A 22,133-nucleotide genomic window follows, 5' to 3' on the forward strand; every position below is an offset into this window, starting at 1 on the left:
AACTTGATAACCGCGCGCCATGCGCGGTTATCAAGTTTCCACTATCCCCCGATCAATCCGTTATGATCGCCGCCGCAAAATAAACGATCACGCCACACTCGGATGAAGTTCGTTTGCACTCGTTCTATCGGATCAGTATCGTGATGCGGGTAGAAGATGCAGGACTCGCAGCGATATCTCGATCCGAAACGCCATCGATACGACCGCAACCGGATATTCAAGTTATTCGCAGTCTCGCTCGCAACCGCGTGTTCTCTGCAACAGCAGTCCGGCCTCGTCAATCAAGAACAATCCTGCATAAGGCGCCTCGGCCGATTCAATTGGCATCATGGGCTGCCCTGCCTGTCGTCTCGCACGACGACAGAACGCAACACAACCGATTTGATAGCGATAACAGGTAAATACGTGACCAAAGAAGAACTACGTGCCGAACTGGAACGACAGGCCAATCGTTTCAAGAACATATATGGTGGCGAGGTAATCACCTACGCAGCGCAGCCCGACCCCGAACGCAAACCTTGGCGCAAGAAGCCCAGCATTCTTGATCAGGCGTTTCAGCAGGAGCTGGAAAAGATCGAAAAAGAACGATCGGAACAGAACACGAGCAACAGCGAGTTCGACGCTTAGATATCGCCAACCTCATTACCTGCTCTCGATTGATTGCAATCTTTCTACATATTGCGCAATTCATCGTTTACCGCCCAGTAACGAACCCAGCAGGCCTCGCGCCAACTGTCGTCCCAATTGGCTGGCGGCCTGACGAAGCGCACTTTTGACGGCTCTACCGGCAAGCTCACCCAGGTCATCGCCCAGGCCGGCTCGCTCCGTCTTATGTGCGGTTTTTTCCACTGCCGGCTCTTTCACGGCCTCTTCGGCTCGCTGCGCAAGCACTTCGTAAGCCGATTCGCGATCGATCGCCTGGTCATAGCGTCCGCGCAACGGCGATGCGGCGATCAGGGCGTGACGTTCCGACTCGCTCAACGGACCGACCCGCGACTGCGGTGGCGCTATGGCCACCCGCTGCACCATGGCCGGGGTGCCCTTCGCCTCCAGACCGCCCACCAGCGCCTCGCCAATTCCCAGATCGACAAGGGTGTCGAGCGTGGAGAACTCGGGGTTCGGACGAAAGCCCTCGGCCACTGCACGCAACGCCTTTTGCTCCTTCACCGTGAAAGCCCGCAGTCCATGCTGGATGCGCAGCCCCAGTTGGGCCAGCACCTGGTCCGGCAGATCGGCTGGCGACTGGGTGACGAAGTACACCCCGACGCCCTTGGAGCGAATCAACCGTACGACCTGCACTAGCCGCTCCTGCAGTGCTTTCGGCGTATCGCTGAAAAGCAGATGGGCTTCGTCGAAGAACAGCGCCAGCAACGGCTTGTCCGCATCGCCGCGCTCGGGCAGTTGCTCGAACAACTCGGCCAGCAGCCAGAGCAGGAACGTCGCATAGACCTTGGGCGCCTGATGCACCAGTTGGCTGGCGTCGAGCAGATGAATACGCCCTCGCCCATCGCTGGTCGGTTGCAGCACATCCTCGAGTCGCAACGCAGGCTCTCCGAACAGTGCCTCTGCGCCCTGTTGCTCCAGCGTCGCCAACCGCCTCAGCAACGCCTGCGAAGATGAGCGTGCGAACAGGGCCGCATCCTCGCCCAGCAATTGGGGGTTCGCCTGCAGGTGATTGAGCAACGCCTTGAGATCCTTCAGGTCTAGCAACAACAGGCCCTGCTGGTCGGCCACCTTGAAGGCGCAATACAAGGCCGACTGCTGGCTATCGGTCAGCTCGAGCAGATTTCCCAGCAGCAACGGCCCCATCTCGGTGAGCGTCGTGCGCAAGGGGTGCCCGCTGATGCCCTGGATATCCCACAAGGTCACCGGATAGGCCTGCGGTTGGTGATTCAGCCAGGACATGCTGGCGATGCGCTCGGCAATCTTGCCCTGCGGCGCGCCGGGCGCGCCCAGGCCACACAGGTCGCCCTTCATGTCCGCAGCGAACACCGCCACCCCAGCATCGCTGAACTGCTCGGCCAGTCGCTGCAAGGTGACCGTCTTTCCGGTGCCCGTGGCGCCGGCGACCAGGCCATGTCGGTTGGCCAGTTTCAATGACTGCGTATTCGGCTCGCCATTCAACTCGGCACCCAGCAGCAAGCGATCGGTCGTCGGCATTCCGGTTTTCCCTCACAGTGAACGCAATCGTGGTCAGGGCTCGTTCGAGGAATCGTCTGCCCGAGACCCTTCCTCATCCAGCCGTTGCATGCGTCGCCAGAGCAACTCGGCATCGGGAAATTCGGTACCGTCCTCGGGGCCCAGGCTGTCTGGGTCGTAGCGCTGGGTACAGCCGCTGCCGATGGTTGGCGGGGTCTTGGCTACAGCCTTGTCCAATGGATCACGCATGCAGCTTCGCCCCCCCCGCCTTGTCAGTTGAAGACCATCGTCTTGTTGCTGTGCACCAGAACGCGGTCCTGCAAGTGATAGCGCAAGCCTCGCGAAAGCACCATCTTTTCCACGTCCTTACCCAGTCGAACCATGTCTTCGATGCTGTCGCGATGGCTGACACGCACAACGTCCTGCTCGATGATCGGCCCGGCATCCAGCTCTTCGGTCACATAGTGACAGGTCGCCCCGATCAGCTTGACGCCACGCAGCGACGCCTGGTGGTAGGGCTTGGCGCCGACGAAGGAAGGCAGGAAGCTGTGGTGGATATTGATCACCCGCTGGGCGAATTCCTCGCATAGCTCCGATGGCAGAATCTGCATGTAGCGCGCCAGCACTATCACGTCGGCCCGGTGGTCGCGCACCAGCCGCGTGACCTCGGCAAACGCGGCCGCTTTGTCGGCCGGGTCCACCGGAACGTGGAAGTAGGGAATGCCGTGCCATTCCACCATGCTGCGCAGGTCGTCATGGTTGGAAATCACACAGGGAATTTCGCAATCCAGTTCGCCGCTGTGCCAGCGGTGCAGAAGATCGGCCAGGCAATGCGATTCGCGACTGGCCATCAGCACTACGCGCTTGCGCTCGCTGGAGTCGGTGATGCGCCATTCCATCGAGAATTCCCGGGCGATCGGCGCGAAAGCCTGGCGAAAACCTTCGAGGTCGAAAGGCAGCGAGTCGGCTCGAATCTCGTGACGCATGAAGAACCAGCCACTCTGATGATCGGAGTGATGATTGGCTTCGGTAATCCAGCCGTTGTAGGTGGCCAGAAAATTACTGACCTTGGCCACGATGCCGACGCCGTCGGGACAGGCGATGACCAGCCTGAAAGTGCGCATTAACGATAACTCCGACTAACAAAAAAGACCGCGCATTCTAGCGCAGTGGACAAAACGGCAGCCATCTTCTCGCAAGACGAAGCAGCATCGGTTTGCACCCTCCACCGCTCGAGTGGATCCATACGGAATACCTCTCGGCCTGTAACAATCCCCCTACAAACCCGACGGACATGGAGAGTTACAAATCGGTAACTACATGACTCGACACAAGTTGCGTCACCAATATTCTTGAACAGCGTCACCTCGTCATGCCGGACGATCCTCCAGGGAATGAACTAACGCCCCCGTACCGCGGTCAGGCACAGTCCGCCTTACCTTCTTTAAACAGAACCCAACGCAGCACATGGGCGGACTCGTTTCGAAGCATTCTTTAAATACGCATAACTCCAGGTGGCTTATCTCCAGCGAAGCACAATCACCGATCTTATTTTTTGGACTATATTTACTTGGCCATTGCGCCTGTCTATGATTGCTGCACTTGCGTTCTAAACCTATACCAAGGAAGCCATATGTCACTTATCAACGAATACCGCGCTACCGAAGAAGCTATCAAGGAGCTTCAGGAACGCCTGAAGTCGCTCTCGGCAGACGACAAGCTGCAAAAGGAACTGGAGTTCGAAGGCAAACTGCGTGAACTCATGGGTGAGTATCAGAAATCCCTGCGCGATATCATTGCTCTGCTCGATCCCGAAGCCCGTACCGGCAAGGCGCAGCGCGCCGCCCGGGCTCCAGCTGCCAGCAAGCGCGCACGCCGCGTCAAGCAGTACAAGAACCCCCATAACGGCGAAGTGATTGAAACCAAGGGCGGCAATCACAAGACGCTGAAAGAGTGGAAAGCGAAATGGGGCTCCGACGAGGTTGAAGGCTGGGCAACGCTACTCGGTTAATCCCGCCGCTTCCAAAAGCCACTTGGCCGATCATGCAATGCATGTTTCGCCAAGTGGCTTTTTAGTTTCTGCAACTACCGTTCGCTCAGTCTTTCAGGCCATAGCGTTCCCGCAACTGGCAGGCATGGGTCGACCATTGCTGCAGCAGCCCGACTTGTTCCGGACTCGCCTGCGCCTGTACTTCCCTCATGGCCTGCTCAAATTGCGCGAGGGTGTTGGGGGCGCCCCACTCCGGTAACGTCAGCCGCTTCTGACAGAACAGGTGCCACTGTTGCTGTTCTGTTTCCGAAAGACTCTGCGGAAAATTGCGTGCGCGGTAACGGAACAGTAATTCAGGAAGCCGCGGATCATCGAACGGTAGCGTCCTTAAAGTACTGTCCGGCGCCGGATGGTTCCTGACCTGCTCGCATAGACGGCGATCCCGCTCACCCAGAAAGCCGTCATAAAGTTGCTGCTCGGGATCCTCCAGGCCGGCAAAGGGCTCTTCGGCATATATATCGCCAAGTTTCGCATTCCAGACGTCCTGACAATCGCGCAACCGCCGTGCGCGTGTCTCGCAACTGTCCAGATCGAGCCCCAACCGAGCGATGTCCGCCGCGCGCAGGACGTTCATCGGCGCCAACACCGGACAGCGATTGATATGGACCAACTTGAGCGGAACCGGGAGCTGGCCCTCAAGTTCATCACGGCGGGTGTACAGCCGTTCGCGAAGCGTCTCGGCGCTCTCTTCCCACAAGGGCGAACATTCGGCCTGCAGATCGCAGACGATCAGCGCGTTGCGATTGCGCGGGTGCCAGGCCAGCGGCAAGACCACGGACAGGTAGTGGCGGGCTGCCGAGAAGCGTCCCGAGATATGCACCATCGGTTTGAGCAGTTGCACCTGATCGAGCACGGCCTGCTTGCGGCGCAGCTCATACAGATAGCGATAGAGCCTGGGCTGACGCTCGCGAATCAGCCGTGCCAAGCCGATGGTGGCGCGCACATCGGAGAGCGCGTCGTGCGCCTGCAGATGCTCCAGACCATTGGCCGCGCTGAGCCGCTCCAGCCTGAGCGTGACGCGACCATCCTCCTCCGGCCACACCAACCCTTCGGGGCGCAACGCATAGGCCGTGCGCACCAGATCGATCAGGTCCCAGCGGCTGTTGCCGCCCTGCCATTCGCGCGCATAGGGATCATGGAAGTTGCGGTACAGGCTGTAGCGCGTTACCTCGTCATCGAAGCGCAAGGTGTTGTAGCCGGCGCCGCAAGTGCCCGGCAGTGACAGTTGCTGATGCAGCAGATGGACGAACTCGGCTTCGCACAGCCCCTTGCTGGCGAGCGTCTCGGGCGTGATCCCGGTCACCAGGCAAGCGGCCGGATGCGGCAGGATGTCGTCACTGAGACGGCAGTAGACGTTCAGGGGCTCGCCAATCTCTTCCAGCGCCTCGTTGGTGCGGATGCCGGCGACCTGTAGCGGCCGATCGCAGCGCGGGGAGATGCCAGTGGTTTCGAAGTCATACCAGAAGATGCTGGACGTCACGGGAGATTCCTTCTCGATCATTGCCGCCTAGTCTACCCCGCCACCCGACAGCCATGCGGCGCCATGGCTGTGGCTTGCGGCGCGAATGCGCAAAATGCAACGCAGTTTATGGCCAGCGCCCGCGTTCGATGATTTCATGTCGCCACATATACAGCCGGGGCAATTGATCCCGTGTCGACAGGCGCATAGCATCCGGCTGACTCGATCAAACCATGGCACACGTCCTCATTGTCTCCTGACTCTTCCCCATCACTACCGCTGGATAACCTGCACCGGATCGAAACACCGGAAGGCATCGATCTGCTGTTCCGGCCTGCCGGCCTGGTGCCCCGTGCGCTGGCGTTCGCGCTGGATCTGGCCATCCGCGGCGCGATTCTGCTGGTGCTGGCTCTCGGGCTCGGGATGCTGGGCAAGTTCGGTCTGGGCATCGGTGCGTTGCTGCTGTTCCTGGTGCAGTGGTGGTACATGGTGCTGTTCGAAGTGCTCAACCAGGGCCGCACGCCCGGCAAGCAATGGCTGGGGCTGCGCGTGATCCATGACGATGGCACGCCGATCGGCTGGGCCGCCTCACTGACGCGCAATCTGCTGCGCTTCGTCGACCTGCTGCCCTTCGGCTACTTTCTCGGTGCGCTCTGCTGCCTGAGCCATCCCTCGTTCAAGCGGCTTGGCGACCTCGCCGCCGGTTCGCTGGTGATCTATCAGGAACGCCCGAGCGCCACGCCCGAACTGCCTGAAGCCGAACCGCAAATATCCCCGTTTGCACTGGTGCCCGCCGAGCAGCGCGCGCTGATCGCATTCGCCGAGCGCCAGGCCAGCCTGTCCGCCGAACGTCGGCAGGAACTGGCAGCGATTCTCGCCGAGCCACTGCAGACGTCCGCCGCACAGGCCGAAAGCCGCATCAACGGCATCGCCCGCACCTTGCTGGGGCCGTCATGAAGCAGCGCCTGTTCATGAGCCGCCATGACGCCGAATGGCAGGCGTTCGCCGTCCAGCTCGAGGCACTCGAGCGTGGCGGGAAGACCGCAGCTACTGCCTATCGCGACTTTCCCGCCGCCTATCGCCGGCTTTGCCAGCAACTGGCGGTCGCCCGGGCGCGCGGCTACAGCGAGCATTCGATCGCTCATCTGCAGCAACTGGCCCAGCGCGGCCATCAGCAGCTCTATCGCCACCGCAGCCCGTTGACCGGACGCCTGTTGGGCTTCGTGCTGGGCGGCTTCGCACGCCTGGTGCGCAAGGAATGGCGCTACGTGCTGGCAGCCAGCCTGCTGTTCTACGGCAGCCTGCTGGGCAGTGGCCTGCTGGTCTACCTAGTTCCCGAACAGGTCTTCAGCTTCATCGCCCCCGAGCAGGTCGAGCAGATGGAAGCGATGTACGATCCGCAGGCCCGACGCCTGGGGCGCTTCAGCGAGCGTGGTGCCGGCGACGACTGGTTGATGTTCGGCTATTACGTGATGAACAACATCGGCATCGCCTTCCAGACCTTCGCCGGCGGCCTGCTGTTCGGCCTGGGCAGCCTGTTCTACTTGTTGTTCAACGGGCTGACGATCGGTGCGGTGGCGGGCCATCTCACCGGCATCGGCTATCACCAGCCGTTCTGGTCATTCGTCATCGGCCACGGGGCGTTCGAGCTGACCGCCATCACCCTCGCCGGTGCTGCCGGGCTGAAGCTCGGCAGCACGCTGATCGCGCCCGGGCGCCACGCTCGTACCGAGGCGCTCAAGCTGGCCGCGCAAAAGGCGGTACGCCTGGTCGCCGGCGCCACGCTGCTACTGCTGATCGCCGCCTTCGTCGAGGCCTACTGGTCGTCGATGACCTATGTCGATGCGTCCGTGAAATACGCCGTGGGAGTGTTCCTATGGCTGCTGGTCGGCCTTTATCTGTGGCGCTCGGGCAGGAATCGCCATGCGCCTGAATGAAGCCAGCATGGAAATTCGGCCACGCAGCGCCTGGGAAGCACTGGACCTGGGTTGTCTGCTCGCACGCCGCCATGCCGGCCTGCTGATGCTGAGCTGGGCCGCATTGACGCTGCCGCTGTTCGCCGTGCTCAGCATCCTGACATGGCAATATCCGACTCTGTCATTGCTGCTGTTCTGGTGGCTCAAACCCCTGTACGAGCGGCTGCCGCTGTTCATCCTCTCGCATACGCTGTTCGGCGACACACCCACGCTCGGACGCAGCTTAAGAGCTTTGCCCGGCGTGCTGCGGCCGCAGTGGCTGGCAAGCGTGACCTGGCGACGCTTCAGCCCGACACGCAGCTTCGATCTGCCGGTGCTGCAGCTCGAAGGCCTCTCAGGCGCCGCCCGCCGCGAACGCCTGATCGTGCTGGGGCGCCGCAACAGCAGCGCGGCGACCTGGCTGACCATCGTCGGCATGCATCTGGAAGGGGCCTTGTCGCTGGGCCTGCTGGCGCTGCTGTATTTCGTGATCCCCGCGCAATTGCTGACCGAGCTGAGCTGGCACGAACTGCTCGGTCTGGGCGGCGAAGCGCTCTGGCTGGAGCACCTGACCAACCTGCTCTACGCGCTGGTGCTGGTGGTGTGGGAACCCATCTACGTGGCCAGCGGATTCAGCCTTTACCTGAATCGCCGCACGATACTCGAGGGCTGGGACATCGAACTCGCCTTTCGCCGGCTTCGGACCCGCTTGATGCCCATGCTGGTGCCGCTGCTGCTCGGCCTCGGCCTGCTGTTCGCGCAGCCACCGGCGGCGCTTTTGGCGGCGGAGCCCACGCAAGCCACCACCGAGGCAAGGCCGGAAGCCCAGCGCCTGCTCAACCAGTCGCTGACCAGCCAGGCGGCCAGCCAGCGCATCAGCGATATCCTCGACCAGCCGCCATTCCGGCACTCGGAAACGGTGACCCGCTGGCGCTTCGGCGACGAAGCGTCGGACAACGAGCCCGGCTGGTTCGCACGTATGCTCGAGCGCCTGCTACAGGCCGAGGGGCTGCAACACAGCCTGGACACCCTGATGACGGTCATCGAAGTGTTGCTCTGGGCGGCGCTGTTCACCGGCGTTGCCGTGGTGCTCTGGCGCCATCGCGAGTGGCTGCAGCTCTATGCCGGGCGCTTCGGCCGACCATTACGCAAACCCCAGGCCCCACCCGAAATACTCTTCGGCCTGTCGGTGAAGCCCGACAGCCTGCCTGCGGATGTCGCCGGTGAAGTCGAGCGACTCTGGTCGACCGAACCGCGCCAGGCCCTCGGCCTGCTGTATCGCGCATTGCTGAGCCGCCTGCTGCATGAGCGGCAATTGCCACTGAGAAATGCCCACACCGAAAGCGAAGCACTGCAGCTCATTGCCGCCCTGGAGCAACCTGCTCTCACCCGGTTCGCGTCCGCGTTGACCCACCATTGGCAGAACCTCGCCTACGGTCATCGAACACCGCCGGATACCACCCGAAGCGAGTTGTGCTCGGCGTGGCGCGAACTCTTCGCCGTGGAGCCTGCGGCATGAATCCGCGCAGATACGGGTATGCAGTCGCCGGCCTGGCACTACTGCTGCTGGGTGGGCTGGGCGTCTATTTCTCGGGCAAGTTGCAACCCTACGAAACCACTATCGAGCATGGCCCCGCCCCCAAAGCTCGACAGGACCCTTATCTTGCGGCGCACCTGTTCCTGCTCGATCAGGACCGCCGGGTTACACGCAGCGAAAGCTTCGCCAGCATGCCGGCCACGAATGAGGTTCTGTTGCTGCTCGGCGAGCGCAGCGCAATGACTCCGCTACAGACGCAACGTGTGCTGGAGTGGGTCAGCGAAGGTGGCCACCTGGTATTCGTTGCCGAACGCCTATGGGACGAGCACAGCGCCCGTAGCGGCGACCTGTTGCTCGATGCCTTGAATCTGCAACAGCATCTGGCAACCGACCACCTGCCCGCCGACGAGGCAGCCCGGGCGATCGGCGTCAAGGATCAGCCACAGCTGACGCGCCTGTACCTGGAGAACGAGGACGCACCGGTCTATCTCGCATTCGATACCGACTACCACCTTTATGACGCCGGCCAGCGCGCACATGCCTGGGCCAACAGCGCCGGAGCCACGCACATGCTGCAACTGCGGCATGGCGAGGGTCTGGTTACCGCCCTGACCGACAGCTGGATCTGGCAGAACGATCGGATCAAGGAGTACGACCACGCCTGGCTGCTCTGGTATCTCACCCAGGATCGCGCCGTGACGCTGGCCTACCACGGCGAGCACGACGGTCTGTTCACCCAGTTGTTGCGCCACTTCCCCGAGGCGCTGGCCAGCCTCGCGCTGATGCTGCTCTTCGCGACCTGGCATTTCGCCCAACGCCAGGGGCCGCTGTTACCGCCGCCCGACCACAGCCGTCGACAACTGGAAGAACACCTGCGAGCCAGCGCCAGCTTTCTCTATCGCCATGCCGGCCCGCGACAGTCGCTGGCTATGCTGCAACAGGATATCCAGCGCCGTGCTCGCCAGAGGCACCCCGGTTTCGAGGAACTGGCCGTCGCCGAACAATGTCGCGTGCTCGCCACGCTGTCCCGACTTCCCTTGCCAACTATCGAACAGGTCCTGCGCCCGGCCCCAGCCAAGATCGGCGTCAGCGACTTCACCCGTCAGGTCGCCCACCTGCAACGCATCAGGAATGCCCTATGAGCGAAACCACTCCGCAAACGAACGATACGGTTGCGACGGCCAGTCGGAACCAGCGTGCCAGCCAGCTGGCGCAGGCCTTGCGCCAGGAATTGCACAAGGCCGTGATCGGCCAGCATGAGGTGGTCGAGGGGCTGCTGACGGCGCTGATCGCCGGGGGGCATGTGCTGGTCGAGGGCGTTCCCGGTCTCGGCAAGACACTGCTGGTACGCGCCCTGGCACGCTGCTTCGGCGGGGAGTTCTCGCGAATCCAGTTCACCCCGGACCTGATGCCCAGCGACATCACCGGCCACGCGGTGTACGACATCGCCAGCGAGCAGTTCAAGCTGCGCAAGGGCCCGGTGTTCACCAACCTGCTGCTGGCCGACGAAATCAACCGCGCGCCGGCCAAGACCCAGGCCGCGCTGCTGGAAGTCATGCAGGAGCGCCAGGTCACCCTCGAGGGGCGCGCGCTGGTCGTGCCCCAGCCGTTCATGGTGATGGCCACCCAGAACCCCATCGAGCAGGAGGGCACTTATCCGCTGCCCGAAGCCGAACTCGATCGTTTCATGCTGATGCTGCGCATGGACTATCCCCTGGCCGACGAGGAAGTGGACATGGTGCGCCAGGTCACGCGATCGGTGCGGACCGACATCCTCGACGTCACTGCGCTGCGCGTCCTGCTGCAGGCGAAGGACGTGCAGGCACTGCAGAAGATCGCCAGCGAACTGCCGGTAGACGATCAGGTGCTCGACTACGCCGTACGGCTGGCCCGCGAGACGCGCAACTGGCCCGGCCTGACGCTGGGTGCCGGCCCGCGCGCCTCGATCGCGCTGGTACGCTGCGGACGCGCTCGGGCATTGTTGCGCGGCGGCGAATTCGTCATCCCGGACGACATCAAGGGCTGTGCGCTGGCAGTGTTGCGCCACCGGGTACGGCTGTCGCCGGAACTGGATATCGAGGGGCTCTCGGTGGATCAGTTGCTGCAACGGCTGCTCGACCAAGTACCGGCGCCACGCCTGTGACTCGCCGGGCAGCGGATAACCACCGATGAATCCGTCGCGCCATTTGCTGGCGGCCCTGGCTGTGCTCTTCGCGCTGGCGCTGGTCATCGGCGTGCTGTCGGCACTCGCGTTACCGGCGCAGGCGCTGCTGGCCAATCTCTGGTGGGGACTGCTGCTGAGCCTGGCGCTGCTTGCCCTGTTCGACGCCATCCGCTTGCACCGTTCGCCTTCGCCCCGCTTGCAACGCACCCTCCCCGGCAACCTGCCGCTGGGCCGCTGGAGCGATGTGCGCCTGCGGGTACAGAACGACCTTCACCAGCCGTTGATACTGGAAGTGTTCGACCAGGTACCGGCCGGCCTGACGTTCGAGCAGTTGCCACAACGCCTGCGGCTGTCCCCGGCGGAACACGGCGAGGTCGGCTATCGCCTCAAAGCGATCCGGCGTGGGCGTTATGAATTCAACCACTGCGAAGTCCGCCTGAGCAGCCCGCTGGGGTTATGGCGCAGCCGGCGGATTATCCCGCTACATGCACAAACCCGCGTCTACCCGGACTTCACCCGCCTGCATGGTGCTCCACTGATGGCAGTGGACAACTGGCTGAGCCGGCTCGGCGTGCGCCAACAGCCGCGCCGTGGGCTCGGCATGGAGTTTCACCAGCTGCGCGAGTACCGCGAAGGCGACGTCCTGCGGCAGATCGACTGGAAGGCCACCGCGCGCAAGCGCATGCCGATCACCCGGGAGTATCAGGACGAACGCGACCAACAAATACTGCTGATGCTCGACTGTGGACGACACATGCGCAGCCAGGATGGCGAACTGGCGCATTTCGATCATGCACTCAACGCCAGCCTGCTGCTCGCCTACGTGGCGCTGCGCCAGGGTGATGCCCTGGGCGTCTACGGCTTCGCGGCTGCCCAGCCATGCTTCGTCGCGCCCGCCAAGGGACAGCAGCAGCTGCCGCGGCTGCTCAACAATGTCTATGACCTGGAAACGACCCTGCAGCCGGTCGATTTCCATGCGGTGGCCAGCGACGTCCTGGCCCGCCAGAAACGCCGTGCCTTGCTAGTGCTGCTGAGCAACCTGCGCGACGACGACGGTGAATTGCTGGAAGCCGTGCAACGCCTGTCGCGGCAGCACCGGGTGCTGGTGGTCAGTCTGCGCGAAGGGATTCTCGATCGACTGTGCCAACGGAAAATCGGCAGCTTCGATGATGCCCTGGCCTACCTCGGCACTCGGGACTACCTTGGCGCCCGCAGCCAGTTGCACCAGCGCCTGCTCAGCCACGGCGTCGCGGTTCTCGATGTACCGCCGCATGAGCTGGGGCCGCAGCTGATCAGTCGCTATCTGGCCTGGAAAAAAGCCGGCACGCTTTAGCGCCTGGCGCCACTCCTCCCAACAACGCGGCTCGCGACGAAACGGCAACAGACCCTAGCCAGGCTCATGGTCCCGGCAGCAATCCTCACCGGAGGCCCGACTGGCGGATGAGCCCGAATGGGCAAGATGCCCGGCCGCGGGCATCGCCGGCCGGAAGCTGAAGTAGTGACGCAGCGCCACGATCATGTCCTTGATCTCGCTCGAGGGGCTGAGCAGGGAGAAACCCGAGTCGAAGCTTCCGGGGGTGACGTCCTCGCGCGACCAGAGACAGATCGCGCTGAAGTCGATGAAGCGCATCAGGCCGTCCTGACCCGGAATTTTCAGACGCATCTCGAAACGCGCATCGAGCATAATCGGATAGGGGCTGATCAGCATCAGGCCACTCTCGGAAAGATTGCCGATAAAACCCAACGGCCGGCCGGTGAGACGGTTGAACACGTTGAGGTAATAGGGCAACTGATGTCGCTGAATGCGTCGCTGTTTGAGCATTGTTCTCGGTTCCGGCCTAGCACGGCCATGAATCCGGCCGTTCAGTTGCAGTGCTGTTCGATGCGGCCAGCCAACTGCCGTCGTGCCGCGTTCACCTCTTCCTCACTGTAGTAGACGCGCTCACCCTTTGCATCGGTGCGAAAGTAGCGTCCCCCTTGTGCCAGCTTCGACAGCTCGTTGCGCAACCGCCGACACTCCTGCTCTCGCCTGGCATGCCCTTCGCTGGCCAACTGATCGGCCGCTTGTTGCTCCTGGCGCCGCGCTTCGAAAAAGCGTTCGGTGCGTGCCTCTCGTGCTCGCGTGGCTTCGTCTCGCTCGATGACCTGCGGCCGAACCTCGACCTGTTCGGCTCCCGGCCCCGGTCGTGCGCCAAAATGCACCTGTCCCTGTGCATCGACCCAACGGTAGATCTCGGCCGATGCCAGCAAGGGCATGAAAATGAACAGCAATAGGGGTATGCGCATGGGTTCCATCCCGACCCGTCGTTGCGACTGGCCTGCGTCAGCGTTTCGTGGCGTGGGTGACCACCGCCTCCTCGTCGGGCCGATAATGCCCCAACTGGCGCAAGGTCTCCAGCCTCGCGCGCCCACGATAGGCATATTCGCTGGCCGGATAGCGCATCAGAATGAACCGGTAGGTCTGTGCGGCGTCAACAAACAGGCCCTGCCGCTCCAGACACTGGCCGCGCAACAGGGATATCTCCGGCTGCAGATTGTCACGCTGGCGGCTGCGACGCTCGGCCTGTGACAGCGCGAGCATCACCTGCTCGCAATCGCCGGCCCGATAGTTCTGATAGGCCTCGTCGAGATGACGATCGAGCGCCGAGCGGCTGCTGCAACCGACGCTGACGACCGCCGCCAATAGTATGAAAAGTGTGCGCATGGTAATTCCTCCGATCCCGGCTTATCGACCGCCAGGCCAAAAGCTTCAGTCGATCATCCCAGGGCGGAAAGAGTAGTGAGCCGGTGACGATGACTACAGCCCAGCGGCGTAGTAGCCTCCCGGGCAATCTGAAAAAGGAGCATTGCATGACTTCGCGCCGTACAAAAATCGTCGCTACGCTGGGCCCGGCCAGCAGCTCGCCGGAAGTGCTGGAAAAGATGATCCTGGCCGGACTGGATGTCGCACGCCTGAATTTTTCCCATGGCGCCCCGGATGAGCACCGCACCCGTGCGCAACTGGTGCGGGATATCGCCGCGCGCCACGGTCGCTTCGTCGCCTTGCTGGGCGACCTGCAAGGCCCGAAGATCCGCATTGCCAAGTTCACCAACAAGCGCATCGAGCTCGCCGAAGGCGACAGCTTCCGCTTTTCGGTAACTCACCCGCGCGATGCCGGCACCCAGGAAGTGGTGGGCATCGACTACCCCGATCTGGTCAAGGATTGCAGCGTCGGCGACGAGCTGCTGCTCGACGATGGCCGTGTGGTGATGCGCGTCGACAACGCCACCGCCGACGAGCTGCACTGCACCGTACTGATCGGCGGCCCGCTGTCGGACAACAAGGGCATCAACCGTCGTGGCGGCGGCCTGACCGCACCGGCGCTGACCGCCAAGGACAAGGCCGACATCAAGCTGGCCGCCGAGATGAATCTCGATTACCTGGCCGTCTCCTTCCCTCGGGATGCCGCGGACATGGAGCTGGCCCGCCGTCTGCGCGACGAAGCCGGCTCCAGCGCGTGGCTGATCGCGAAAATCGAACGAGCCGAAGCGGTGGCCGATGACGAGGCACTCGACGGCCTGATCCGCGCGAGCGATGGCGTAATGGTCGCGCGCGGCGATCTCGGCGTGGAAATCGGCGACGCCGAGCTGGTCGGCATCCAGAAGAAGATCATTCTGCACGCTCGCCGCAACAACAAGGTAGTGATCACCGCGACCCAGATGATGGAGTCGATGATCCAGAGCCCGATGCCGACGCGGGCCGAGGTTTCCGATGTAGCCAACGCCGTGCTGGACTACACCGATGCCGTGATGCTTTCGGCCGAAAGCGCCGCCGGCGAGTACCCGGTCGAGGCGATCAAGGCCATGGCGCGCGTCTGCGTTGGCGCCGAGAAGCACCCCACCAGCATCAAGTCCGGCCATCGCCTCGGCCAGCACTTCGCCCGTAGCGACGAGAGCACCGCGCTGGCGGCGATGTACACTGCGAACCATTTTCCGGGCGTCAAGGCGATCATCAGCCTGACCGAAAGCGGCTATACACCGCTGATCATGTCGCGCATCCGTTCCTCGGTACCGATCTTCGCGTTCTCGCCCTATCGGGAAACCCAGGCTCGGGTGGCGATGTTCCGTGGCGTGCAGACCGTTCCCTTCGACCCGGCCTCATTGCCGGCCGACAAGGTCAGCCAGGCCGCAGTGGACGAGCTGCTCAAGCGCGACATCGTCAGCATCGGCGACTGGGTCATTCTGACCAAAGGCGACAGCTATCACGGAACCGGCGGCACCAACACCATGAAGATCCTGCGCGTGGGTGATTCGCTGATCTGATGCCCGATGCGATCCGATGGGAGGCAGGCGGAACCCATGCAGCCGCTTCTCCCATCGGCTTTTCAGCCCGCAGTACCATCCGACCGTTCTGCGCCGCTGCCCAGCACATCCACCCAGCTCGCCTCGCAGCGATTGCGCCCACCGTGCTTGGCCCGATAAAGCGCTTCATCCGCACGCTGCAGCGACTCGTCCAAATTGTCGCCGGCATCGAGCAATGTCATTCCCACCGAGAGGCTCAGCTGACCGCACGGCAGGCTGGTGTTCGCCGGTTCGGCACTGGCGAAGGCTTCACGTAGCCGTTCGCAACAGGCGCTGAACTGCTCGGCGTCGGTACTCGGCAGCAACAGGACGAATTCTTCGCCACCATAGCGTGCCAGGATGTCGCCGTCGCGCAGACAGGAGCGCGCGACCGCCGCGAAGGACTGCAGGACGCGGTCACCGGTTGCATGGCCGTGCTGGTCGTTGACCCGTTTGAAATGATCCAAATCGATCAAGGCCAGCCCGGACTGGTGCCCCTTGCGCAACCTGTTCACTTCGGTTTCGGCCCGCTTGAGGAAATACCGGCGATTATAGAGACCGGTCAGCTCATCGGTGGCCGCCAGATCCTCCAGCTGCCGCATCATGCCTCGCAACGTCTCCTGATGGGCCTGCAATGCGAAGCGCCGCTGGCGCATCCGCTGGCGCAGGCGATTGACATAACCGACGAAAAGGCACATCCAAACCAGTGTGACCAGCAGGACGCTGGCCTGCAGGATCGCAGCCTGAGGCTCGACCAGGCGTTCGAGCTGCAGGTCCACCAGGCTCAACCCAATGAAGCTGAAAAGCGCCAGCGCGGCGTAACGGACGAATACCTTCGGCGGCAGGAACACCGCGAACATCAGCACCAGCAGGTAGAGAACCAGTAGCGAGCCACGGTTACTGCCGAGGTTGAAGAGGAAATAGGTCAGCCAGACCAAGCCTACCAGCACTTGCGGCTCGGTAAGGCTGGGATCACGGAAGCGCAGGTTGTGGCCTCTGATGAAAATCCAGAAGAACACCAGCTGGCTTACCAGGATCAGCCCCGCGCAGAGCAACGCGGTATCCACCGGCGCCTGGTAGAAGCCGCCCACCACCGTGATCCAGGTGAGCAACAGTGCCAATCCATAGGTTCCTGCGGCCATTGCGAACCGCTTGGTTACCAGTTGCTGTAAAGCCCGTTGATCGGCTTCATCCCAATCTACGCGCATGGAATCCTTCCCGATGTGGCAATTTGACGCACTTTACGCTCGTCGTGAATAAAAGCCCATAACTCCCTGCTATCGCCCACGCCGGCCGCTTCGCTGCGAGCTCTTCATCGGCTTGCCTGCGGAACAAGGACAGGACCAGCCATCGAAGCATTAATGCCTCGACGATCCTGTGAAGCGTGAGTAGCGCAGCATTTCCGATATGCATCCCTTCACCTTTGGTCCGTCTGTGTACCCGCCTGGCTGGCGGGTTATACTGCCGCGCCTTTTTTATCCAGCGTGTAGGTATCTCTAGACACGCCCCATCTCCGCCCCGCCAAGAGGACGCGCTGCATGACCGTGATCAAGCAAGACGACCTGATTCAAAGCGTTGCAGACGCTTTGCAGTTCATTTCCTACTATCACCCCGTCGACTTCATCCAGGCGATGCATGAGGCCTACCTGCGAGAAGAGTCGCCCGCTGCGCGCGATTCCATGGCGCAGATCCTGATCAACTCCCGCATGTGTGCCACCGGCCACCGTCCGATCTGCCAGGACACCGGCATCGTCACCGTATTCGTTCGCGTCGGCATGGACGTGCGCTGGGATGGCGCCACCATGAGCCTGGACGACATGATCAACGAAGGCGTGCGTCGCGCTTACAACCTGCCGGAAAACGTCCTGCGTGCTTCGATCCTCGCCGACCCGGCAGGTTCCCGGAAGAACACCAAAGACAACACCCCGGCCGTCATCCACTACTCCATCGTCCCCGGCGACAAGGTGGAAGTGGATGTCGCGGCCAAGGGCGGCGGCTCCGAGAACAAGTCGAAGATGGCCATGCTCAACCCGTCCGATTCCATCGTCGACTGGGTCCTGAAGACCGTGCCGACCATGGGCGCCGGCTGGTGCCCGCCAGGCATGCTCGGCATCGGCATCGGCGGTACCGCCGAGAAAGCCGCGGTGATGGCCAAGGAAGTACTGATGGAGCCCATCGACATTCACGAGCTGAAGGCCCGTGGCCCGCAGAACCGCATCGAGGAACTGCGCCTGGAGCTGTTCGACAAGGTCAACCAGTTGGGCATCGGCGCCCAGGGCCTGGGCGGCCTGACCACGGTGCTCGACGTGAAGATCATGGATTACCCGACCCACGCCGCTTCCCTGCCGGTGTGCATGATCCCAAACTGCGCTGCCACCCGCCACGCTCACTTCGTGCTCGACGGCTCCGGCCCGGCCAGCCTGGAGGCGCCGTCACTGGACGCCTACCCGGAGATCGTCTGGGAGGCCGGCCCGAGCGCCCGCCGCGTCAACCTCGACACCATCACACCCGAAGAAGTGCAAAGCTGGAAGCCGGGCGAAACCGTCCTCCTCAACGGCAAGATGCTTACCGGCCGCGACGCCGCGCACAAGCGCATGGTCGACATGCTGAACAAGGGTGAAGAACTGCCGGTGGACCTCAAGGGCCGCTTCATCTACTACGTCGGCCCGGTCGATCCAGTCGGTGACGAAGTGGTGGGCCCAGCCGGTCCGACCACCGCAACGCGCATGGACAAGTTCACCCGCCAGATCCTGGAAAGCACGGGCCTGCTGGGCATGATCGGCAAATCCGAGCGCGGTCCGATCGCCATCGACGCGATCAAGGACAACAAGGCCGTGTACCTGATGGCTGTCGGCGGCGCCGCCTACCTGGTCGCCCAGGCGATCAAGAAGTCCAAGGTATTGGCCTTCGCCGAACTGGGCATGGAAGCCATCTACGAGTTCGAGGTGAAGGACATGCCGGTCACCGTCGCGGTCGACACCAACGGCGAGTCGGTGCACATCACCGGTCCTGCAATCTGGCAGCAGAAGATTGCCGAGAACCTCGCGGTGGAAGTGCAGTAACACTGCTTGCGCTGAAAGAAGAAAGCCCGGCCAAGTGCCGGGCTTTCTGTTTCTGCTTCAGAGTTCAGCCTCGACCGTGAGACCTGACGAATAGCGCTTCCACCTTTTCCCGCGCCCAGGGCGTGCGGCGCAAGAAGGTCAGGCTCGACTTGATGCTCGGCTCGCTCTTGAAGCAACGGATATCGATTCGCTGGGCAAGCCCTTCCCATCCATACCGAGCCTGCAGCTCGACCAGCATGACTTCGAGGGTAATGCCGTGCAGCGGGTTCTTCGGGGTAGCAGTCACAAGGGTCCTCTCATGAGCAAGAGCGCAACCGATCGCGCTCCTTAACAATGGTGGGCTCGCCGGCACCGGGCCGGCAAAGGACAGCCATCCTACAGTTTTATCTCGGTGCCCAGCAGCTTGAGAAAGCCCGCCAGCCAGGCTGGATGAGCCGGCCACGCCGGGGCCGTCACCAGATTGCCTTCGGTATGCGCCTGATCGACCGGAATATCCACGTATTCGCCACCGGCCAGCTTCACCTCCGGCGCGCAGGCGGGATAAGCACTGCACCCCTGCCCCTCCAGCACACCCGCGGCTGCCAGCAACTGCGCACCATGACAGACCGCCGCAATCGGCTTCTTCGCCTCGTCGAATGCGCGCACCAGCGCCAGTACTTGCTCGTTCAACCGCAGATACTCGGGCGCACGGCCACCGGGAATCACCAACGCGTCGTAATCCTCGGCGCGTACCGCGGCAAAATCGAAATTCAGCGCAAAGTTGTGCCCCGGCTTCTCGCTGTAGGTCTGGTCGCCCTCGAAATCGTGAATTGCGGTACGCACGGTGTCGCCAGCCTTCTTCTCGGGGCATACCGCATGCACCCGATGGCCGACCATCTGCAATGCCTGGAACGGCACCATGGTTTCGTAATCCTCCGCATAGTCGCCGACCAGCATCAGGATATTCTTCGCTGCCATTGCGTCATCCTCCATACAGGGTTTGAAGCAGGGCTCCGCTCCACGACAGCTTCAGCCGCTGCGATTGAATATATTGACCAGCAGTCGATCCAGCCAGCCCCACATGCGTTGGTACAAGCGCAGATGAAGCGGCCGCCCATACCACTTGGTCAGGTCGATCTCCATGCTCTCGCTGAAGTCGCGCTCGAAGCTTCGTACCACCTGTGCCGTCAGCGGGCCGTCGATAGCCTCGAGGTTCGCCTCGAGATTCCAGCGCAGGTTCCAATGATCGAAGTTGCACGAACCGATGCTGACCCAATCGTCCACCAGCACCATTTTCAGGTGGGAGAAGTGTGGCTGATATTCGTGAATCCGCACGCCTGCTCGCAGCAGCCGAGGATAGAAGCGCTGGCCGGCATAGCGCACCGGGGGATGATCTGTATTGCGGCTGGTCAGTAGCAGACGTACCTCCACCCCACGTCGCGCCGCGCGGATCAGCGCACGGCGCACCTTGCCAGTGGGCAGAAAGTAAGGCGTTGCCAGCCAGATACGCTTTTCTGCATACAGCAGGTTGCGCAACAGGCTGTGAAGGATATCGCGATGCTGTCGCGCTGCGGAGTAAGCGACCCGGCCCAGCCCCGCACCTTCAGGGCGCACGGGAATCTGCGGCGCCTTCTGGGGTAGCGGCAATTGCCAGATCCGACGTTTCAGACAATGCACCCACTGGCTGTCGAACAGTTCCTGCCAATCCTGCAGCAATGGACCGGTCATCTCGACCATCACTTCATGCCAGTGCTCGTCGGGTTTCTGCGGATTCCAGAATTCATCGGTCAAGCCAGCGCCGCCCACATACCCCTTGCAACCATCTATCAGCAGGATCTTGCGATGATCACGGTGCAGGTTGCGAAACTTCAGACGCAGCGACAGCGGGTTGTACAAACGCAGCTCTACGCCCGCGACAGCCAAACGCTCGCGGCTTGCCTGGCCCATCTTCAGGCAACCAAACGCGTCGAACAGACAGCGTACCCGCACACCACGCAGCGCAGCGGCCCCCAGTGACTGGATCATTCGATCCAGGCAATGACCGTCCTCTACCAGATAGAGCTCGAGATCGACACGCCGCTCCGCCTCTTCGATGGCAGCGAGCATGGCCCCGAAGAACTCGGGACCATCGATTAGCAGACGAAAACCGTTGTCGCTGCGCCAGGGAAATACGGCTCCGGTCAGCATCAAAAGAAGCTACCTGCGGCGTTAAGAGGGCAAGATCGTTCAGATAAGCAACGCAATGGAATGAAATCCTTTTTCCATGGAGCGGACAGGAGGTTTCAACGGCACGCGGTCAAGCTGGAGCAGTACAACAACGGGTCTAGCTTATCCAGTCCCCTCGGCAAGGCAAGACGGAGAACAGCCGCAATGACTCCCCTGAGGCGGGCGAACGCTGCCTGGCCTTCTTGAAAACTGCAAACACCGCCTGTTATAGGTCTGCTCGGGGAAAAGGAGTTCCACAAGATACCTAGCGTCGTTGAGCACCGGCTTCATCTTCGGAAGAGATCCCGAACGCCCTCATCGCCTTTTGCAGACGCAGGGCCTGGGCGTTGCGGGCCAACCCGAGCACTCCTTTGTCGCGCCGCCAGAGATCGGCCCAGGGCCCTGCTGTCGCCTCCAGCGCGCTATCCAGCTCGGGACGCGACGCGTGAAACTGCTCGATCAGCGCACCCAGCAGCACATGCGCAGCGGGATCATGCGGTGATTGGCGGTCGAGCTCCGCGCCGCCGGTCAACACGGCCAGCAAGCGCAACACCAAGCTTTGTGGCCAATGATGTTGCAAGCCCACGCCTAAGAGCCAAGCCGCAAGCGCCGCCAGCACGTAAAGATCCTCGAGGCTGCGAAAGGGTTTGACGTAATCGTTCCAACCATCTCCATCCAGTCTTTCACCGCGAACCTGCTCGAGCCGCAAGCGAGCATGGGGGATGTCCGGCACCAGCGGTAACGGCCGCCCTGCCTCCATCTGAACGCCGGCACTCTCGGGTCGAACCACGAACAAACCGAGACGCACCGGTTCGTCCTGCTGCTCCTCACGTGCCGGCACCAATAGCCAGGAGGCCGAAGCACCAGCGGTTACGAAATCCTTGCAGCCGGTGAGCAGCACACCCTCTACCCGAGTGGTCATGTCGGCCGGATACAATTTGCGGTTTTCCGTTGCGCAGAGCGCTCCGATACCCTCCGGAGCAGCCGCCCAGAGCGCGCGCAAGGCCGCCTGGTAGCCAGCGAGAAAAGCCAGCCCCGGTGTTGCCGCCATCCGACCGCCGTAAACCGCTAACGCGAACGGACCCTGCTCAACAGTTCGCGCAACGACTTGCGCATACCAGTCACCCAACCCTGCCGAAGGCTGGATCGTCTGCAAAGGCCCGAGCAATTCACGCCATGACATTGCCATCTCCATGTTCATCATCTCCCGGCAGTTCTACCACTGCTGCCGAAAGGATGGCATTGAAGATTCCGCTTTTTTTT

At 62.3% G+C, this 22,133-nt stretch carries 22 protein-coding genes; 10 read left to right on the forward strand and 12 right to left on the reverse strand.

The window, feature by feature from the left end; translation table 11 throughout:
• Positions 1-405: 405 nt before the first annotated feature.
• Entirely contained in the window at positions 406-627 is a 222-nt protein-coding gene (locus EA795_RS15765; protein WP_014851780.1) for a hypothetical protein, read from the forward strand.
• Between the two features lie 60 nt (positions 628-687).
• Here the strand turns inward: EA795_RS15765 and EA795_RS15770 are convergent, their stop codons facing one another.
• From EA795_RS15770 to purU, 3 genes are read right to left on the reverse strand one after another with little or no spacing between them, the layout of a single operon-like run.
• Positions 688-2,160, reverse strand: a complete 1,473-nt coding sequence (locus EA795_RS15770) for a helicase HerA-like domain-containing protein (RefSeq protein WP_122078303.1) — start codon at positions 2,158-2,160, stop codon at positions 688-690.
• Positions 2,161-2,193: 33 nt separating this feature from the next.
• Positions 2,194-2,388: a hypothetical protein gene (locus EA795_RS15775; RefSeq protein ID WP_014851777.1), complete on the reverse strand. Its 195-nt coding sequence runs from the start codon at positions 2,386-2,388 to the stop codon at positions 2,194-2,196.
• Between the two features lie 23 nt (positions 2,389-2,411).
• On the reverse strand, positions 2,412-3,263 hold the full coding sequence (gene purU, locus EA795_RS15780) for a formyltetrahydrofolate deformylase (RefSeq protein WP_058074610.1): 852 nt from the start codon (positions 3,261-3,263) through the stop codon (positions 2,412-2,414).
• Positions 3,264-3,772: 509 nt separating this feature from the next.
• On the opposite strand from purU, the gene mvaT reads away from it, so the two are divergent.
• Positions 3,773-4,150 carry a histone-like nucleoid-structuring protein MvaT gene (gene mvaT / locus EA795_RS15785; RefSeq protein WP_014851775.1) on the forward strand — a complete coding sequence of 126 codons (378 nt, stop codon included), beginning with the start codon at positions 3,773-3,775 and terminating at the stop codon, positions 4,148-4,150.
• Positions 4,151-4,235: 85 nt separating this feature from the next.
• Here mvaT and sbcB read toward each other — a convergent pair whose 3' ends face one another.
• A complete protein-coding gene (gene sbcB, locus EA795_RS15790; RefSeq protein WP_122078304.1) occupies positions 4,236-5,669 on the reverse strand; it encodes an exodeoxyribonuclease I in 1,434 nt (477 codons plus the stop codon).
• Positions 5,670-5,897: 228 nt separating this feature from the next.
• On the opposite strand from sbcB, the gene EA795_RS15795 reads away from it, so the two are divergent.
• Genes EA795_RS15795 through EA795_RS15820 form a run of 6 tightly spaced genes read left to right on the forward strand, consistent with a single transcriptional unit; the run spans position 5,898 to position 12,637 of the window.
• On the forward strand, positions 5,898-6,605 hold the full coding sequence (locus EA795_RS15795) for an RDD family protein (protein WP_122078306.1): 708 nt from the start codon (positions 5,898-5,900) through the stop codon (positions 6,603-6,605).
• Positions 6,602-7,585 (forward strand): stage II sporulation protein M, encoded by a 984-nt coding sequence (locus EA795_RS15800; protein WP_122078326.1) that lies wholly within the window; start codon positions 6,602-6,604, stop codon positions 7,583-7,585. The genes EA795_RS15795 and EA795_RS15800 overlap by 4 nt, the downstream gene beginning before the upstream one ends.
• Positions 7,572-9,122, forward strand: a complete 1,551-nt coding sequence (locus EA795_RS15805; RefSeq protein WP_122078307.1) for a DUF4129 domain-containing protein — start codon at positions 7,572-7,574, stop codon at positions 9,120-9,122. Before EA795_RS15800 ends, EA795_RS15805 begins: the two co-directional genes overlap by 14 nt.
• A complete protein-coding gene (locus EA795_RS15810) occupies positions 9,119-10,282 on the forward strand; it encodes a DUF4350 domain-containing protein (RefSeq protein WP_122078309.1) in 1,164 nt (387 codons plus the stop codon). Before EA795_RS15805 ends, EA795_RS15810 begins: the two co-directional genes overlap by 4 nt.
• On the forward strand, positions 10,279-11,283 hold the full coding sequence (locus tag EA795_RS15815) for an AAA family ATPase (protein WP_058074604.1): 1,005 nt from the start codon (positions 10,279-10,281) through the stop codon (positions 11,281-11,283). Before EA795_RS15810 ends, EA795_RS15815 begins: the two co-directional genes overlap by 4 nt.
• A 25-nt stretch (positions 11,284-11,308) precedes the next feature.
• Entirely contained in the window at positions 11,309-12,637 is a 1,329-nt protein-coding gene (locus tag EA795_RS15820; RefSeq protein ID WP_122078311.1) for a DUF58 domain-containing protein, read from the forward strand.
• Between the two features lie 54 nt (positions 12,638-12,691).
• Here the strand turns inward: EA795_RS15820 and EA795_RS15825 are convergent, their stop codons facing one another.
• The 3 genes from EA795_RS15825 to EA795_RS15835 are packed head-to-tail and all read right to left on the reverse strand — an operon-like array spanning position 12,692 to position 14,008.
• Entirely contained in the window at positions 12,692-13,126 is a 435-nt protein-coding gene (locus EA795_RS15825; RefSeq protein ID WP_122078313.1) for a PilZ domain-containing protein, read from the reverse strand.
• Between the two features lie 41 nt (positions 13,127-13,167).
• Complete coding sequence (locus EA795_RS15830; RefSeq protein ID WP_122078328.1) at positions 13,168-13,590, reverse strand: DUF4124 domain-containing protein; 423 nt, start codon at positions 13,588-13,590, stop codon at positions 13,168-13,170.
• A gap of 37 nt (positions 13,591-13,627) precedes the next feature.
• Positions 13,628-14,008, reverse strand: a complete 381-nt coding sequence (locus EA795_RS15835; RefSeq protein WP_014851765.1) for a tetratricopeptide repeat protein — start codon at positions 14,006-14,008, stop codon at positions 13,628-13,630.
• Between the two features lie 146 nt (positions 14,009-14,154).
• On the opposite strand from EA795_RS15835, the gene pyk reads away from it, so the two are divergent.
• Positions 14,155-15,606 carry a pyruvate kinase gene (gene pyk, locus EA795_RS15840; protein ID WP_122078315.1) on the forward strand — a complete coding sequence of 484 codons (1,452 nt, stop codon included), beginning with the start codon at positions 14,155-14,157 and terminating at the stop codon, positions 15,604-15,606.
• 62 nt (positions 15,607-15,668) lie between these two features.
• Here the strand turns inward: pyk and EA795_RS15845 are convergent, their stop codons facing one another.
• A complete protein-coding gene (locus EA795_RS15845; RefSeq protein WP_058074599.1) occupies positions 15,669-16,832 on the reverse strand; it encodes a GGDEF domain-containing protein in 1,164 nt (387 codons plus the stop codon).
• A gap of 330 nt (positions 16,833-17,162) precedes the next feature.
• Here EA795_RS15845 and EA795_RS15850 point away from each other — a divergent pair, with 330 nt between their 5' ends.
• Positions 17,163-18,686 carry a fumarate hydratase gene (locus EA795_RS15850; protein WP_065984051.1) on the forward strand — a complete coding sequence of 508 codons (1,524 nt, stop codon included), beginning with the start codon at positions 17,163-17,165 and terminating at the stop codon, positions 18,684-18,686.
• A gap of 64 nt (positions 18,687-18,750) precedes the next feature.
• Here EA795_RS15850 and EA795_RS15855 read toward each other — a convergent pair whose 3' ends face one another.
• From EA795_RS15855 to EA795_RS15870, 4 genes are all read right to left on the reverse strand, one after another.
• The gene (locus EA795_RS15855) at positions 18,751-18,972 is read right to left on the reverse strand and encodes a VF530 family protein (RefSeq protein ID WP_115027483.1); all 222 of its coding nucleotides are present in this window, start codon (positions 18,970-18,972) and stop codon (positions 18,751-18,753) included.
• A gap of 89 nt (positions 18,973-19,061) precedes the next feature.
• Positions 19,062-19,643 (reverse strand): DJ-1/PfpI family protein, encoded by a 582-nt coding sequence (locus EA795_RS15860; protein WP_115027482.1) that lies wholly within the window; start codon positions 19,641-19,643, stop codon positions 19,062-19,064.
• 51 nt (positions 19,644-19,694) lie between these two features.
• A complete protein-coding gene (locus EA795_RS15865) occupies positions 19,695-20,852 on the reverse strand; it encodes a phospholipase D-like domain-containing protein (protein WP_058074595.1) in 1,158 nt (385 codons plus the stop codon).
• 283 nt (positions 20,853-21,135) lie between these two features.
• Positions 21,136-22,053, reverse strand: a complete 918-nt coding sequence (locus EA795_RS15870) for an acyl-CoA dehydrogenase family protein (RefSeq protein WP_240645033.1) — start codon at positions 22,051-22,053, stop codon at positions 21,136-21,138.
• Positions 22,054-22,133: the final 80 nt, after the last annotated feature.

This window comes from Stutzerimonas nitrititolerans, assembly GCF_003696285.1.
Lineage (GTDB): Bacteria > Pseudomonadota > Gammaproteobacteria > Pseudomonadales > Pseudomonadaceae > Stutzerimonas > Stutzerimonas nitrititolerans.

Excerpts from the sequence above, each read along its gene's own strand:
- EA795_RS15770 (WP_122078303.1), bottom strand. The coding sequence starts at position 2,160 with ATGCCGACGACCGATCGCTTGCTGCTGGGTGCCGAGTTGAATGGCGAG.
- EA795_RS15775 (WP_014851777.1), bottom strand. The coding sequence starts at position 2,388 with ATGCGTGATCCATTGGACAAGGCTGTAGCCAAGACCCCGCCAACCATC.
- purU (WP_058074610.1), bottom strand. The coding sequence starts at position 3,263 with ATGCGCACTTTCAGGCTGGTCATCGCCTGTCCCGACGGCGTCGGCATC.
- mvaT (WP_014851775.1), top strand. The coding sequence starts at position 3,773 with ATGTCACTTATCAACGAATACCGCGCTACCGAAGAAGCTATCAAGGAG.
- EA795_RS15800 (WP_122078326.1), top strand. The coding sequence starts at position 6,602 with ATGAAGCAGCGCCTGTTCATGAGCCGCCATGACGCCGAATGGCAGGCG.
- EA795_RS15805 (WP_122078307.1), top strand. The coding sequence starts at position 7,572 with ATGCGCCTGAATGAAGCCAGCATGGAAATTCGGCCACGCAGCGCCTGG.
- EA795_RS15810 (WP_122078309.1), top strand. The coding sequence starts at position 9,119 with ATGAATCCGCGCAGATACGGGTATGCAGTCGCCGGCCTGGCACTACTG.
- EA795_RS15815 (WP_058074604.1), top strand. The coding sequence starts at position 10,279 with ATGAGCGAAACCACTCCGCAAACGAACGATACGGTTGCGACGGCCAGT.
- EA795_RS15820 (WP_122078311.1), top strand. The coding sequence starts at position 11,309 with ATGAATCCGTCGCGCCATTTGCTGGCGGCCCTGGCTGTGCTCTTCGCG.
- EA795_RS15825 (WP_122078313.1), bottom strand. The coding sequence starts at position 13,126 with ATGCTCAAACAGCGACGCATTCAGCGACATCAGTTGCCCTATTACCTC.
- EA795_RS15830 (WP_122078328.1), bottom strand. The coding sequence starts at position 13,590 with ATGCGCATACCCCTATTGCTGTTCATTTTCATGCCCTTGCTGGCATCG.
- EA795_RS15835 (WP_014851765.1), bottom strand. The coding sequence starts at position 14,008 with ATGCGCACACTTTTCATACTATTGGCGGCGGTCGTCAGCGTCGGTTGC.
- pyk (WP_122078315.1), top strand. The coding sequence starts at position 14,155 with ATGACTTCGCGCCGTACAAAAATCGTCGCTACGCTGGGCCCGGCCAGC.
- EA795_RS15845 (WP_058074599.1), bottom strand. The coding sequence starts at position 16,832 with ATGCGCGTAGATTGGGATGAAGCCGATCAACGGGCTTTACAGCAACTG.
- EA795_RS15850 (WP_065984051.1), top strand. The coding sequence starts at position 17,163 with ATGACCGTGATCAAGCAAGACGACCTGATTCAAAGCGTTGCAGACGCT.
- EA795_RS15860 (WP_115027482.1), bottom strand. The coding sequence starts at position 19,643 with ATGGCAGCGAAGAATATCCTGATGCTGGTCGGCGACTATGCGGAGGAT.
- EA795_RS15865 (WP_058074595.1), bottom strand. The coding sequence starts at position 20,852 with ATGCTGACCGGAGCCGTATTTCCCTGGCGCAGCGACAACGGTTTTCGT.
- EA795_RS15870 (WP_240645033.1), bottom strand. The coding sequence starts at position 22,053 with ATGTCATGGCGTGAATTGCTCGGGCCTTTGCAGACGATCCAGCCTTCG.